Raw genomic sequence first — 16,519 nt, 5'->3', positions numbered from 1 at the left:
GCTTAAAATGTTTAACGAACAAACCGTCACAGAAAATGGAATCATTGACCGCTTAAAAGGCTTAAGCGGAGTAAAGTGGAATTATTGCCATGGTGAAAGCTTACCTAAGCAAACTCACGATATCTTTGTCGATACTTGGCTTAAAGAGGCGCTTTGTTCGTTAAACCCTGATATTGGCAACTATCCTGATTATGCTGATGAGGTGATCTACAAACTTCGTGGCTTGATGCTGGAAGCCAAGCACACAGGTTTAGTCAAAGCCAATGAGAATTTTCATGAATGGTTGATGGCAGAGAAAAGCCTACCGTTTGGTGAGAACGGCGACCATATCACTATCAAGTTGATTGATTTTGATACGCCTGAAAACAACCACTTTGTTGTTGCGCAGCAGGTTCACTTTATTGCCGCAACAGAGGTGTTTTTCGATATCGTTCTGTATGTGAACGGTATCCCACTGATGGTTGGGGAAGTAAAATCAGCGACTCGTCCAAGTGTCACCTGGCAAGATGGCGCAGCCGATTTTATGGGCGGCCAAAAGCACTATTGGAAAAATGTTGAACCTTTCTTTGTACCAAACCTTCTGTGTTTTGCTTCTGAAGGTCGAACCTTTGCTTATGGTGCAATTAATGCGCGAGTGAAGGACTGGGGGCCATGGCATAAAACCGATCAGCGAGATGAGATTCCAGCTAGCTTAGCTACCGTACTTGATAGCTGTGAAGGATTGCTGAATCCAGAAACCTTGCTGCAAATGCTAGAGTCTTTTGCGCTGTTTTCAACGGTGAAGACAGGTAAAGACACGCCTCCTAAACGCATTAAAATTCTGCCTCGTTATCCTCAATTTGAAGCAGCAAAGCAAATTGTTGAGCGTGTAAAAAATGGCTATCCGAAAAAAGGACTTATCTGGCACTTCCAAGGATCAGGTAAGTCTTTGCTTATGCTTTATGCAGCTCGCATGCTCCGTGCTGATAACAAGTTAAAAAATCCAACCGTGTTGATTGTGGTAGATCGCCGAGATCTCGATAGCCAAATCAATGAAACTTTTGGTGGGGCGGATGTTAAAAACCTTATCAAAGTACAAAGCTGTAAAAAGCTTGGTGAGCATATAGAACAAGATAGTCGCGGCATTTTGATCACTACGGTCTTCAAGTTTAAAGATGTTGAAATCGATGAGAGCAATGAAAACGGCCTAAACAGTCGTGACAACATTATCGTGCTGGTGGATGAAGCGCACCGCACTCAAGAGGGTTCTCTCGGCGACAAAATGCGCTGGGCGCTACCTCATGCTCACTTCTATGGATTAACCGGTACGCCGATCTCTGGTATCGATCGCAATACCTTCAAACTCTTTGGTGCCGAAGAGGATGAAGGGCGCTATATGAACCGCTACAGCTATAAGCAGTCCATTCGAGATAAAGCGACCAATGCAGTGAAGTTTGAGCCTCGTTTGGCTGAGCTTCGTGTGGATCGTGCCGCTATCGATGAAGCCTTTGAGCAAATGGTCAAAGATAACGACCTGGATGATGATGAGAAAATGGCATTGTCTAAACGTGCAGGTCGCTTAGCGATTATGTTGAAGGCGCCAAAACGCATGGCCGCAGTAAGCGAAGATATTGCCAACCACTTTGTAAGCCATGTAAAGCCAAAGCAGATGAAAGGCATGGTTGTGGTCTATGACCGAGACGCTTGTGTTCAGATGTATTACTTACTTGGTAAGAAGCTTGGCTTTGATGCGGTTGAAGTAGTCATGAACGTCGACCAAGCACCGATCAAAGACGACGATGAGAGTAAAAAGGGTAAGGTCAATAAAGACTGGCGTAAGTGGAAGCAAGAACTTGAGCTACCTATCATCGAGTCAGACTTTGAACGCTGGCAAGAGATTGATGGTAACGACCAAAAGCAGAAGAGCTTGATTGAGGATTACAAAGATCCAAAACAACCACTTCAATTGTTGATTGTGACCGCAAAACTGTTGACGGGATTTGATGCGCCTATCTGTTATTGCATGTACTTAGATAAGCCATTACGTGACCATACCTTGTTGCAGGCAATGTGTCGTACTAACCGTTTATACGAGACGGACAATGTTAGCAAGCAAATGGGCCTCATCATTGATTACCTTGGCGTATTTGAGAACCTGCGCACCGCGCTCGCTTACGATCCTGAAGAGATCGACGGCGTGGTGGAGGGCATTGAGGCCTTTAAAGAGCTACTGCCAGCTCAGTTAGATAAGTGCTTAAGCTTCTTCCCTAATGTCGACAGAACTATCGACGGCTTTGAGGGCATCATGACAGCACAAGCCTGCTTACCGACTAACGAAAAGCGCGATGAGTTTGCTGCCTCTTTTGGTGTGTTAGCTAAGTTGTGGTCGGCGATTAACCCAGATGCTTTCCTTACGCCTTACAGAGCTGATTATAAGTGGTTGGTTCAAATCTATGAATCAGTTCGTCCAGTAGGTCAGACAGGCTCTCTTGTTTGGGCCGCGCTAGGTCCAGAAACAATTAAAATGATCCATGAGCATACTGACATTAATCGCATTCGCGATGATATCGATGAGTTAATCATGGATGAACATGCGATCTTCACCCTGACTGATAAAGAGCAAGAGAAGAGAGCAAGTCAGCTTGAAATTGATTTAATGGGCCGTTTACGTGGTAGTGGAAATCCTAAGTTTGTAGCTTTGGGGGAGCGCCTAGAGAAGCTTCGTCAGGACTATGAAGCAGGTGTAATCAAAGCGATCGACTGGCTTAAAGGGCTGCTTGATACAGCCAAAGATACGGTACAAGCGGAGCGTGAAACGGGCGACTCTCCTGTAACTCAAGAAGATAACAAACAAGCACTGACCAAGCTGTTCCTCGAGACACGCCCCGAAAGCACACCAAAGCTTATTGGTGATGTTGTAGAGCAGATAGACAAGATAGTAAAAGCCAAACGCTTTAAAGGCTGGCAGAGCTCGAACAGTGGCCCAAGAGAGATTCAAAAGGCATTGTTACTGACACTTGCCCAGTTTGGTTTAGGAAAAGACAAAGAGCTGTTCGCCAAGGCGTACGGTTATATTGAAGAGCACTACTAATAATAAAAGCTAGGTAGGAATAAAAAAGATGGACCTTCTATTACCAGAGAATAACCTGTGTACTCGAGAACAACACATAAATTTCCAGAAAGTATCTGCATTAATTGGAGAGAATGGTGCTGGCAAATCTTCAATCCTTCAATCTATTTTTCACAAACGATTGGAGAATGGTGATTTTTATGGAAAGAAAGTTGTTTGTTTTTCATCTGGACAAAATGAGAAGTTCTCCAGGCACTTTTCAGACCATTTAGCTAACGAGAGACAAGCGAATAGAGGTTTAACATTAGGCTGTTGCTATTACGATAAGTCTTGGTCTAGCCTTTTAATCTTTCTAGCATCAATGGGTGGTAATGGGCGTGTTAGAGGGTTTTTAGCTAACAAGGACTATATTGAGCAATCTGATGGAGACGTAGATGATATTTCAAGTAAATTGGTTGCTTCTATTAAGATAGAACAGCCTTATATCAATCGAATTAATGATGCGTTAAGAGCTGAGGAAGAAGGTATAGAAGGTACTTTTAGAACATCTCCTTATCATAGGACATTAGAAAGCTTTGTCAGCACAATCGTGGATGAACTTTACGACTTTGATGTCCTATTAACGGAACAAGAGGTTGTTATTAATTATGAGAATTTTTTTCTTCCATCCTTTCAAGAGCAAGACGGTGCCTTTTTTGATGAAAAAGTAACATTTTTTACTCAGGCTGCTGATAATAACTATTTTTTCAATCGCTCATCAATGAGCCTAATCTTTAAAGATGGACTCACTTTGAATGATCTTAGTGATGGGGAGTATCAAATACTGTTCTTATACTCCTTGATAGACTTGTTCGATAGTGAGAATACACTGTTTTTACTAGATGAAGTAGATTCTCATTTACACTATAAAAATATTGAAAATTTATGGGAGGCTTTGCATTCAATTGAAGGATCCGCGATTACAACTACTCATCTACTGGATTCGATCACTTCACCTAAGAATAGATTTGAAAATCTAAAGATAGTTGAAGAAGGTTTGATTAAGGAAGAAGGAAAGGTCAAAGCTGTAATCGAAAGGCTATCAAATTTATCTAGAATGAAATCTGTTCAGTTTGATATATGTAGTAAATTGAAGAACATAGTTTTAATGGATGATTATAATGATTGGACAATATTTTTAGCATTGGCTGACCGAAAAGGATTAGATATATCCCAACTTTCTAGCTTTTATGTAATAAAACAAGAGTCTAGTTGTGGTGGTGGCAACGAAGAACTAGGTAAGAAAAAATTTGATTGGATCGAATCGTTATTGGCTTCAGAATCCAACCGAGTAACAGAAAATATATTTTTAATTTGTGACAAAGATGAAGCACTGATTGATTTTAATGATAATGGTGTGTCTGTAGTCGGAAAGAGAAGTCGAGATGCAATAAAAAAAGCAAAAGGTAATAATAAGCAACTAAGGCTTCATTTTTTAGCTTGGAGAAGAAGAGAGATCAAAACTTACTTGCTTTCGTATACAGCACTTTCAGATAGTGGCCTCATTGGTGAAGTTAATAATGGTAGAGTTCCTGCAGATTACCATCTACGTGCTGGTAACCCAGGAGACAATGATGCGATTAGAGCTTTAGACGTTAAAGAATATATCTCAGGGTTGATTGATACCGCAGGGGTTGGTCTAGATGAAAGCAAACTTATATCTTATGTAGCCAAAATTCCGGAAACAGAGATAAGTATCGATATAGAAAATATGTATAATTTTTTAGTGAGCAATTTGTAATGAGTGAAATAAAACGTTTGTTTGATAAGTTGTTCTTACTCCTAAAAAGAGAAAGAGAAATAAAAAATACAGCTCTAGCAATTGAGTTTATGTCGGTTTTTATTTTTTTGCGTTATCTTCAGGTAAATGTATTGCGAGAAAATAGACATATAGAAATTTATACTAGCAATAAAAAAGATTTTATATTAGATTGCCACAATGTAGTTCGTAATAGTAGATTTGATTGCCATTTGTTAAGAAACAATCCTAGTGTTGAGGAGTTACTCCTTAACTCTTTAGATAGCTTTATACTAAAGGTAGATAATAATCAGGTTTTTTATTTACTTTCAGAATTCTTAAATAATATTAATAATGATTTTGATCTTAAATTATTAGGGGGCGTATATAGCGGATTGATTGAGAAGATGGTGTTAGAGTCCTCTCAATCTGGAGAGTTTTATACACCTAAAGTTATTTCTGAAGTAGTTGTCTCTTACCTGAAACCAAATTGTAGTGATGATATTTATGATCCTGCTTGTGGTACGTCAGGCTTCTTAGTTGAAGCTAATAAATATATTAAGGTAAATGATGTATACAATTCTTGTTCATATACTCTTAATGGTAATGATATATCATTTTTTGCTTTTATTGTTTCGAGCGTTAACCTGATAATAAACAGTGGTATAAAATCTAATATTAGACTTACTGACTCATTAAAAATATCAGAAAGTAAATATAACAGTAATTCTAATGAATTCTATAATATTGTATTGACTAATCCACCGTTTGGTAAAAACAATAAAGATTGCTTTAATGGATTTGAACCAGAACAGTTTGTTGATTATAAATTTTTAAGGCATGTAATGCATTCACTTAGAGTTGATGGTAGGGCTGCAGTCATACTACCTGAAAGATTTATTTACGACACTAGTGCTCAGTCAAAACATCTAAAGTCAGAATTGTTCAATCAATTCAATGTAGAGTGCATTTTATCATTGCCATCGGGGGTAATGCTTCCATACACTGGTGTTAAATTATTTATAATTTTCTTCTCTCGCACTAGATCTAACGGGAATGTTTGGCTCTATAAATTAAATAAAACAGAAAAATTAACTAAGAATAAAAAGTTACAAATAAGTGATTTTGATGATTTTTTTAAAAAAGAGAAAGTAAAAGAAGAATCAGAAAACTCATGGTTAATATCGATTGATGAAATAGGCTCTGACTACAATGTACTAGAAAGAGCGACAGCGAATACGAATTTTAATGATTTTGATTCTTTTTTTGAATCTTTATCTGGTATTGATAGTATTGGTAGCGAAATTTCAGATAAAATAAATTCCATTAGCAATAAGATTAGAAGTATTCAATTTAGTATCTCTAATGCTAACAAAACTTATAAGTACACCAAGGTTAAGGTCGGGGAGTTAGTTACATCACTTAAAACTGTGCCGCTAGCTGCAGGTAAACTCATAGATGAAGGTCGCTATGAAGTTTATGGCGGAAATGGCGTGATCGGCTATTATGACGATTTCATCCATTCGGGTGAGTTTATCATTGTAGGGCGTGTAGGGGGGTTGTGTGGGAATGTACATTATGTTGAAGGAGATATTTGGGTTACCAATAATTCGATAGTACTTAAATGCATCGACCTAGATCGAGTTTATCCTCCTTATTTAGCAAGGTTACTTTCGAATAAAGATCTAAGGGGGTTAGCATCAGGGACGGCACAACCTCACCTTACTGTTACTAAAGTTAAGAATATTGATGTAAAACTACCGCCACTTAAAGTGCAGGTAGAGCTTGAAGAATGGCTATCTCAGTTAGACAAAGAACTTACATTACAAAATGAATTAGTGAAGCAACTTAGTAGTAGAGGAGAGTCTTTGATAAATGGGTTGAATTCTCATCTTCTTCAAATTTAAGTTTACTAAATTAAATTTTCTGGGGTTTGATATGATTATTAAATAGCATTTAGATAAACTTGACCTATCTCACAAAAACACCATGTATGACAAAGTGTATATTCCCGAAAGTCGACTTGCCATAACTCGTTAATTTTCAAATGGATATAGTGTTTGGTAGGCTCCCTCACTCACCGCCACATCAAAAACCCTAGCAGAAATGCTGGGGTTTTCTCGTTTTAGGTCAGTAAGTTAAGGTGTATAAAGTGAGCCTAAGAAGGTTCTCTTTGTCGCTTATTTACTTGTAAAACTTAGCGTGCTTTCTAGTTCGGTTCTTTGAATTTTATTGACGTTATGCTTCCTTTCCAAAGTGGGTAAACAACCCCTCCCGCCGCTCGAGATATAGTAAAACTGTGCGTATCATTACCCCCTGCTTTTAAGTGCCTGTCCTCGTAAAATCTCGCCCGTAAAACCGTCGTTAAATCCATAAAGTCTCGTAAAACACGTGGGTTCTAGACAGGATTGGAATCGGTAAAAAGTAGAATTTTTTAAAAGGTTCTGTCCGTGCGAGCGGCTAGATTTGCTCCTATTCGCACTTGTTTTCGGCTTTTAATGAGCGACTGTGAGCGATTGTGAATGCTTATGATTGACTTTGGGTTGGTTATGTCTTAACGTTAATTACGAGTTGACAGCTCAACAAAAGATAAAATTTATTGTTCAATCAACTGATACATAATTTTTAATTGTGCTGAAAAACCTTGTACAAGCCCAACGTTCTACTTGGGTGTACAGCGTTAAAAGTTTACTTAATCGTTATGCCACACGAAATTTTATTGACTATTAATTTCTGGAGAGAAAATGAAAATCATATGTCCGATGTCTCGCCCTTTGGGGCTAATTTGCTTAATTGCTGGAGTTTCTGCTTGTACAGCCGTTGAAACCCCTTCTAAGGTTCCTGTAAAGGTCAACCCTGATCACGCACTTCTAACTGACCCTTTTTTGCAATTGCCAACTGATAATTCTGTTAATGTTGTATGGTTTAGTAATTTTAAAGGTAGTGAACATATATTGACCTATGGTGACAAATCTACTTCTGACGTGACCACTACTCAGCTTAAACGCATGATGGAAGACGAATCTTCAAAGCAATTTGGTAAAACCTACGACAAGCTTTCTTATCGCTCTGTTTATCGTCATGAAGCAACAGCGGTAGATCTGACGCAAGGTACTCGCATAGATTATTCCATTTCTAGTACGGATGGCGACGGCTTTGAATTTACGAGTGGCACGTACACATTGGCACCTGCACCAGCTAAAGGTGAAGCATTAACAATATTGCTTACTTCCGATTTGCAATCGAAAAAGAACGTAGTAGCGAACTACCAAAAGGTCGTTGAAACTGTGGGTACTCCTGATGCCGTGTTATTCGCAGGTGATTTTGTGAACGTGGCTGATCGTGCATCTGAGTGGTTTGATCAAGCTAAAGATAATGCCCCAGGTTTTTTCCCTGCTTTACAAGGCCACTATCAAAAATATTTACCAGGCTCACCATATAACGGCGGTGAAATTCTGCAACACGCTCCTTTATTCGGCACCATAGGGAACCACGAAGTAATGGGGCGATACTTACCTGACGAAAAGGGATACAGCCTGAATGGTAGTTTCACGGATCCACAGCCAGAATGGTATGCAGAGACTGTTTACGAGCAAGTAAAAGCAGACGTAAACCCAGATGATGATGCTGATATAAAATCTCAATGGATTGCTGATCATTCCAATAACCAGCAGAGCTTTTTAGATATTTTCTCGTTTCCAAATGATGGGCCAGGTGGTGAAGAGTACTTCTCAGCCAAATTTGGAGACGTCTTTATTATCTCAATGAACGTATCACGTATATGGCGCTCATGGGATGTTTCGGGAGAAAGTAAATCTAAATTCGTTGAGGGTTTAAGTACTTTACAAGACCCATCTAAGTGGGGCTTTGGGGAGTTCATATTTGAGCGTTTTGATAAAGATTCGGAGCAATATTCGTGGCTTAAATCTGTAATGCAAAGCGATGAATATAAGCAGGCAAAATACAAAGTTGTTATGGCACACCAAGGTGTGTTTGGGTTAGGTGATAACACGGTTCCTGTATTATCAGAACCAGTTATGCAACTAGTGAAAAAAGGCGCAAATGGTGCAGAAGAAATTACTGAGCTTACTTTCCCACTAAGCCCAGACACTTGGAAAAACACCGTACAACCAATGTTAGACAGTGTCAGCGAAGTGCGTTATCAATACCCGCTAGATCAAGATGTTTGGTTGAACGATATAGAGCCGCTGTTGCTTAAAAATAATGTTGATCTAGTTCATATCGGTCACTCTCACTTATGGAATAGAGCGCAAGTGGATGATATGCATTATTTAGAAAGTTCAAACGTAGGGAATTCTTATGGTGCGTATTACGTAGATGAAAGCGGTGAATACACTGACGATGTACGGAATAGAACTGCTAATTTTTGGGATGATGTAAATTCTGAAAGTCCACGTTGGTCGGCCAAAAACTACCCAGCAAATGGCGATCCGCAAGGGCGAGTAATGAGCTTCCCAAGTGAATTTAGTCCGATGAGTATTGAAAACAAAGACTATCCCAAGTTGCCATTTGTCACTAGTAACACATTATCCGTGTTCTCGATTCTGGACACAGGCACTGGTACAGTGAAAAGTTACGTACTCGACCCCACAGAGCTTGATTCAGAAGTAAAACTATTTGACGAGTTCTCAATCAAATAGGTATCCTCTCTAAATATCACAACGGGCTATGGCTATCTTTCAAGGCTATTGCCCGTTTTTAATGGCCCAATCATCCGGGTTGTTTCAATACCCATAATAAGTGTAGAACCTTTCTAACTATCCAATAAATGAAGTCCAATCCTGATCATCTACGAGCTTGTTTAATTACTAATTTTAAATGCAATCAACTGTGGTCAATCATCACGTCGTATGGCTATTTTAATAAACTGGCATGTTTATTCTTGGAGCGAATTCATAGTGTAACCGCGAGGCACCGGTTGACTATAATGGATTACCTATTCTAGCAACTATGCGTTTACTTTATCTCGTGGCAACTTTATCACAAGCTACATAATTTTCGCATACCAGCTTTTTTCTCATGACATCATAGGATTCGAAAATGTCCAAATAGTTGTTGATTGTTGATTGTTGATTGTTGATTGTTTGTGTTCACTTGTGGTTGCTCGTGATTGACCAAAAGTGGCTTATGTTTTATGGTTAATTATTGAGGAGTTTCTCAATAAAATTGGAGCAGCATTTTAATGTCGAGTACAGGAGTGAGGTTACAAGTTTCAGGTCTTAAAAAAGATCAAGGAGAATTCAATGTTCTGAACGATATTAATTTTGACATTGAAGCGGGCACTTTCTTGACTCTACTTGGCCCCTCTGGTTGTGGAAAAAGTACCACTTTAAGATTACTCGCGGGGTTAGATCAACCAACGTCGGGCAAGATTCTGATTGATGGGAAAGACGTCACAGGCTTAGAACCATCGGAACGCGGTGTTGGAATGGTATTTCAAAATTACGCTCTTTTTCCCCATATGAGTGTTCGTAAAAATATTCTATATGGCATGAATATACGTAAGGAACCTGCCAAGTTACAGAATAAGAATCTTGCCCGTGTTAGCGAATTAATGGGGTTAGACTCACTTTTAAATAGGTTGCCTAGTCAGTTATCAGGCGGGCAGCAACAACGGGTTGCACTTGCACGTGTATTGGTAGCAAATCGCAAACTTGTTTTGATGGACGAGCCGCTTTCTAACTTAGACGCTAAATTACGGGTTGAAATTCGTAGCGAAATACTAGAGTTAAATAAGGAGCTTGGCCTCACAATGGTATACGTGACACACGATCAAAGTGAAGCATTATCGATGTCAGATAAGATTTTGTTAATGGATGGGGGAGAAGTATCTCAATTTGGAACGCCATTCGAAATGTATAATGCCCCTCAGAATGATTTTGTAGCCAGTTTTATTGGTACACCGCCAATGAACCTGATTGAAGCAGACAAAATTAGCCGGGTGCATTTGGGTTCAAAGCAACCATATGCGAGTAATTTACAAGTTGGAATCAGACCAGAAGACATACTAATAAAGAAGGAAGAAGGCCAAAGTAAGATTAAGGGTTTAATTAAGAGTGTTGAATATGAAGGGGTAAACTCATTGGTCATTGTTGATATAGGTGATGGGAAGAGAACCATTGTCTCAGTTCCAAAATTGAGTAATGTCAAAGTAGGATCAGAAGTTAATTTGGAATTCAATGAGGATGCTTTACATTTTTTCTCGAAAAACACGGGTAAAAGATTCATCAGAGTATAAGGGACTAAATAAATTCAAATGGATTATAAAAGAGGATGAATAGTGCACAATTGTAAGCAAGTATTGACCTATTTAATGACGACATTCATGACAACTGCATCTGCATCTGCAACTGATCTGGAATTTTTTTTTCCAGTAGGTGTAAATGCACCAGCGGTCCAAACAATCAATGAGTTGGTTGATGATTGGGTAGCGAAAAATCCGCAACATTTAGTAAAAGCAGTTTATACTGGTAACTATCGTGAAACCACTTCAAAAGCGTTGACCGCCGCAAAAGCGGGCTCTCCACCGCATGTCGCCATTTTACTTGCTTCGGATATTTTTACTCTTATTGAAGAGGAAGCTATTATCCCCATTTCTGATATGGCAAATAGTGAATTAGACAAGGAATGGCTAGAGGGCTTTTATAAAGGGTTTATGAAAGATGCGATGTTTGAAGGTAAAACATACAGCGTGCCATTCCAACGTTCTACACCTGTACTCTATTATAATAAATCTGCATTTAAAAAAGCAGGTCTAGACGCCAATACGCCACCTAAAAATTGGACGGAAATGATAGATATGGGCAAAAAGCTCACCATTAAAGACGATAACGGTCACGTTATTCAGTGGGGGACTCGTATTCCGACACTTGGTGGCGGTGGCGCTTGGCTTTTCGGTGCGTTAGTGATCTCCAATGGTAGCCATTTGTCATCTGATAATGGTATTGATGTCCATATAGATACACCTGAAGCAGTTGGTGCTTTAGAGTTTATACTAGAGCTTGCTGAACAAGAGGTTATGGCTAAGGGCGGCATTTCATGGGGAGACACACCTAAAGCATTTATTGAAGGCAATACGGCCACAATGTGGACCTCAACTGGTAATCTAAAATTCGTTAGTGATAATGCTGATTTTGATTGGGGTGTTGGTTTTATGCCAGGAGGTAGAGGACCTGGCGCTTCGGTTGGCGGCGGAAATTTCTATATTTTTGATGGGATATCCGATGAAGAAAAAGCAGCGTCATTGGATTTTATAAAATTCATGACCTCTCCTGAAAGTGCTGCAAAATGGTCTATTGCTACTGGGTATATTGCGCCACGTGCAGACACTTGGAAAACGAAGACAATGACTGACTATTCTTTAACGTTTCCGCATGCTTTAGTGGCACGTGATCAATTGGTCGTTGCTGGCCGTGAATTCTCCTCATTCCAACGTAGTAAAGTAATTTCGTTTCTAATTGATGCAATTGAAACGTCAGTTGGCGGTCAAAAAACACCTGCAGAGGCTTTGGCAAATGCCCAGAAACTAGCAGATGCTGTTTTGAAAGACTATAAGTAAGCGAAACGTTAATCAAAGGAGAAATTATGAAAAGCCTAAAGCTTTCTCTAGCGTTTATTTTTTTGCTGTTGCCATGTTCTTTATTGGTTGTATTTACTTATTATCCGGCAATTAATTCTCTTATTCATTCTTTTTGGAATGCTGGTACAAGTCGCAGGCCTTCAAAATTTATTGGTTTGGAAAATTATCAAACACTGTTGGCCGATGATGTATTGATGCATATATTATGGAACAATGCGGTCTATGCATTGGTCACTATTCCAGTGTCGATAGCGCTTTCAATTGGAATGGCATTAATAGTGAATTCCAAGATTAAAGGTACTAGTTTAATGCGCCTTTCCTTCTTCTTACCTACGATGCTACCGATGATTGCTGTTGCTAATATTTGGATGTTTTTTTACGCGCCAGGCATCGGATTAATATCACAAGTTATGCAATATTTTGGCTTCGCGTCAATTAATTTCTTAGGTGATACCAATACTTCTTTATGGTCAATTATCGTAGTGGCAATTTGGAAAGAATCAGGTTTTTTTATGATTTTCTACCTTGCCTCTCTGCAAGCAATCCCTACCAATTTAAAAGAGGCCGCAAGGGTTGAAGGTGCGAGTGCAATAAGAATATTTTTTGATGTGGTGATGCCTCTGTTAAAGTCCACTACGGTTTTTGTTGCTGTCAATGCGTTGATTAACTCATTCAGACTTATAGACCACATAATGGTAATGACTGATGGAGGGCCAAGTAATAGTAGTGCATTATTCTTATTTTATATCTATAAGGTGACGTTTGAATATCGTGATTTCGCTTATGGGTCAACACTCACTGTATTTATGGTGGTTTTTCTTGGCATGATGGCATTTATATTATTCAAAATCTTAGACAAAAAGGCACATTATCAATGAAAAATACAGTTAATAGAATAGCGTATTTAACATTGGCGATCAGTCTGTCCTTTGTTTGGGTTTTTCCATTTATATATTCGCTTTGGGCTGCATTTCATGAAGAGAAATACTCAGGAAACATTACTTGGAATGCCCCCCTTACCTTAGAAAATTTTATAACCGCTTGGGGATCGGCTTCATTTTTCCAGTATTTTGTTAATACAATAATTTTAACGATGATTATTTTGGTCGCCAACTTAATCTTATGTACATTGGTTGCTTATGCGTTTGTTAGGTATAAATTTCCAGGCGCTGGTCTGTTATTTTCATTTATTATGGTACAACTGCTAATTACACCGGACATTTTGATCGTCGAAAATTACAGTACTCTCGCAAAGATGGGCCTGACCGACACCATTTTTGGTATCAGTTTGCCCTACCTTACATCAGCATTTGGAATATTTTTATTACGGCAAACGTTTAAAACTGTGCCTATATCATTAGATGAGGCTGCTCAAGTAGAGGGCGCAAGCACATGGCGGGTATTGTTGGATGTTTATGTGCCGTTAGCTAAACCGACGTATTTAGCTTATGCGTTGGTGTCAATAAGCTTTCAGTGGAATAATTTTCTTTGGCCTCTGATTGTAACCAATTCCCCAGAGGTGAGGCCTGTAACTGTCGGTCTCAGTGTCTTTTCGACCGTTGAAAGTGGTGTGGAATGGGCACTAGTCAATGCTGCCACTTTGATTACTACAGCGCCCTTGATAATTTTGTTCCTAATTTTTCAACGTCAATTTGTTGTTAACTTTATGCGTGCTGGCATTAAATAACTATAGGATAAACGATGCGATTTGTTCATATTTCAGACTTACATTTCTGCTTAAATATCAGCGATTTTCCCATTTTGAGAAAAAACTTGATTGTTGCGTTAAAAATGCTTGTGGAAGACATTAAAAGTATTGAGGAACATTTAGATTTTGTTGCCATCACAGGTGATTTGACTCAAATTGGAGATTTGAGTTCTTATAAGCAATTAAAAGACTTATTAGATGTACTAAGTATCCCAGTATATGTAGTGCCTGGAAATCATGATGACCCCATGGCGTTGGGAGAAGTTTTTAAATACAACGATACACAACATATTAATGGCTTTTCAGATTATCACATAGACATTAATGGCGTTCGATTATTAGGAATAAACTCTCAAATTTTAGGGGAGGATGTCGGTAAATTATCGGAATTACAGCTTGCATGGATAAAAGGAAAACTAGAAAGTAGAAAGTTTTCTCGACATATAATACTTATGCACCATCCCCCGTTTGTAACTGGCTTTTCTGGTTATGACGAAACAATACAGTTATCTGGGCGCATTGCTTTTGGTGATGTTATAGAGAAGACATCTTCGAAAATAATTATATTATCGGGTCATATCCATAAGCCATTTCAGGCAGTGTGGCGAGGAGCTAATTGTTATATAGCGGGTGCTCCATGCTTTCAATTAGGTAATGCTGTGCCGTTTGGTACAGGCCAACAAGAGATAATGAATGAACCTTACGCCTATTATATTCATTCAATAGATGACGATGATAGCCATGTGGTTAGCACGCGTTATGTAAATTTTGATTATCGAAATTACGGATAGGCTAAGACGATGGTTGATATCATGGAAGAGGCCTGTTCTATAACATCGTATTTATTGAAACCATATTTGTAACATTTGGTTAAATTCAAAGGTATTATGAAAGATGAACAATCTCTGTGTTGTTAGATCGAGTATCCAACATTGTGACTAGACAGCGCTGTAATAAATAGCAGTGATTATAAATCTAAGTTTATAGTAACGAGTCATCAATAAATTTCATTGGATTCGGAATGGAAATGGTAAATATCAGGATAAATAATGTCAAATGACTATCACTTTGCTGCGGCAAGACAGAAAAAAATAATTAATCTTATTGATGAAAATCAATCAGTTAAACTTAGTGAATTACGGGTCCTATTTGGTGTCTCTGAAGCAACCATACGACGAGATTTAGTGGCACTAGAAGGTAAAAAGACGTTGACTCGGACATATGGTGGTGCTGTCGCTAACTTAATGGTTTCGGAGGATTCTTCAAACGAAGATAGATCCATAACTAATGTAGAAGAAAAACTAAAAATAAGTAAAGCAGCTTGCACTTTGATTTCTGAGGGACAAACGGTATTTATCGATTCTGGTACTACAGCTATACAACTGGCTTCCGTGATACCAAAAAATATGAATTGTATCTATGTCACCAATTGCCGGGGCGTTGCAAATGAGTTATTTCGACGTGGTATTATGTCATTTTATTTAATCGGTGGCTCATATTTGGCAATAAATGATTCTTTTGTAGGAACTTTAGCGGTTGATGTGATCCGATCTTTGTCTTTTGATATTTCTTTTTTGTGTACCTCTGGGGTCGATGTGCATCGTCAACAAATTAGTTTGCGTAGTGATGTTTATCGTCAGAGTCAACGTGAAGTTATTGCGGTCTCACAACAAAATTATGTATTGGCCGACCATAGCAAATTCAATGCGAAAGCATTTTTCAGTTCTGCAACATTTGACCAAATTGATGGTGTCATAACCAGTAATCTCATAAGTAATGAAATGAGAGATAAACTCGCTAAGTTTCCGATGAAAGTTATTTATGCCGGAGGGTAGGACAAAATAAAGCGGTTATATTTAGCTTATAGTTTTGTATCTGAGTCCGTTGTAATTAGGTAAAGTCGATTAGGAAAAATCTCTATACAGGCAACTAGAAGTGTACGTTTTCATTCCATTTTACTACAGACTGTCAGTTATTCTTTTTGAGCCAAGTTGGACTTTTAGGATAGGTGAGGTACACACACGCTCACATTACTGTTCGACGGTAATTAAAGTCATTCTGATTCACCTTTAATCCTTGGCTTCTCAGCTAAAAATTGTAGATGATGTTGGTCTTTGCGTTTAGCAAAGACCAACGTTCAATGGCCCTAGACACGGTTAGTAAATCGAACTTATCTTTATTGATAGGTACGTCTAAAAGATAGTGGTTGTTGGCGACAGAGTTGAGGGAGATATTGATACTACAGTTAGCGCTAAGCGCACTGATACGAAATTTTAGGTGAAAGTTCTAATATTATAAGCTATTTGTTGTGGCGTTTGTGTAATGCAAGTTGGTAGTTATGTGTCATTAAATATGTGTCCTCGCAAACGGCTAAGCGGCATTTTT

The 16,519-nt window shown here is 38.6% G+C and carries 10 protein-coding genes; all 10 read left to right on the top strand.

The features are described 5' to 3' along the window. The first annotated feature begins 7 nt into the window (after nt 1-7). The 10 genes from IUZ65_RS10300 (at nt 8) to IUZ65_RS10255 (ending at nt 15,969) form a co-directional block, all read left to right on the top strand. The gene (locus IUZ65_RS10300) at nt 8-3,070 is read left to right on the top strand and encodes a type I restriction endonuclease subunit R (protein ID WP_195703640.1); all 3,063 of its coding nucleotides are present in this window, start codon (nt 8-10) and stop codon (nt 3,068-3,070) included. 28 nt (nt 3,071-3,098) lie between these two features. Then, nucleotides 3,099-4,829 (top strand): AAA family ATPase, encoded by a 1,731-nt coding sequence (locus tag IUZ65_RS10295; RefSeq protein WP_195703639.1) that lies wholly within the window; start codon nt 3,099-3,101, stop codon nt 4,827-4,829. Further along, nucleotides 4,829-6,733 (top strand): N-6 DNA methylase, encoded by a 1,905-nt coding sequence (locus tag IUZ65_RS10290; RefSeq protein WP_195703638.1) that lies wholly within the window; start codon nt 4,829-4,831, stop codon nt 6,731-6,733. Before IUZ65_RS10295 ends, IUZ65_RS10290 begins: the two co-directional genes overlap by 1 nt. Before the next feature lie 837 nt (nt 6,734-7,570). Beyond that, entirely contained in the window at nt 7,571-9,487 is a 1,917-nt protein-coding gene (locus IUZ65_RS10285) for a fibronectin type III domain-containing protein (protein WP_195703637.1), read from the top strand. 542 nt (nt 9,488-10,029) lie between these two features. Beyond that, nucleotides 10,030-11,085: an ABC transporter ATP-binding protein gene (locus tag IUZ65_RS10280; RefSeq protein ID WP_195703636.1), complete on the top strand. Its 1,056-nt coding sequence runs from the start codon at nt 10,030-10,032 to the stop codon at nt 11,083-11,085. A gap of 42 nt (nt 11,086-11,127) precedes the next feature. After that, on the top strand, nt 11,128-12,405 hold the full coding sequence (locus tag IUZ65_RS10275; protein WP_231363584.1) for an ABC transporter substrate-binding protein: 1,278 nt from the start codon (nt 11,128-11,130) through the stop codon (nt 12,403-12,405). A gap of 26 nt (nt 12,406-12,431) precedes the next feature. Beyond that, the gene (locus tag IUZ65_RS10270; protein ID WP_195703635.1) at nt 12,432-13,304 is read left to right on the top strand and encodes a carbohydrate ABC transporter permease; all 873 of its coding nucleotides are present in this window, start codon (nt 12,432-12,434) and stop codon (nt 13,302-13,304) included. Next, complete coding sequence (locus IUZ65_RS10265; RefSeq protein ID WP_195703634.1) at nt 13,301-14,113, top strand: carbohydrate ABC transporter permease; 813 nt, start codon at nt 13,301-13,303, stop codon at nt 14,111-14,113. Before IUZ65_RS10270 ends, IUZ65_RS10265 begins: the two co-directional genes overlap by 4 nt. A gap of 14 nt (nt 14,114-14,127) precedes the next feature. After that, the gene (locus IUZ65_RS10260) at nt 14,128-14,925 is read left to right on the top strand and encodes a metallophosphoesterase family protein (RefSeq protein WP_195703633.1); all 798 of its coding nucleotides are present in this window, start codon (nt 14,128-14,130) and stop codon (nt 14,923-14,925) included. Between the two features lie 258 nt (nt 14,926-15,183). Then, on the top strand, nt 15,184-15,969 hold the full coding sequence (locus tag IUZ65_RS10255; protein ID WP_195703632.1) for a DeoR/GlpR family DNA-binding transcription regulator: 786 nt from the start codon (nt 15,184-15,186) through the stop codon (nt 15,967-15,969). Nucleotides 15,970-16,519 lie beyond the last annotated feature (550 nt).

Source organism: Vibrio sp. VB16 (genome assembly GCF_015594925.2).
Lineage (GTDB): Bacteria > Pseudomonadota > Gammaproteobacteria > Enterobacterales > Vibrionaceae > Vibrio.
Note: the sequence above shows the minus strand (reverse complement) of the source record. Positions and strands in the feature narration are given on the sequence as shown.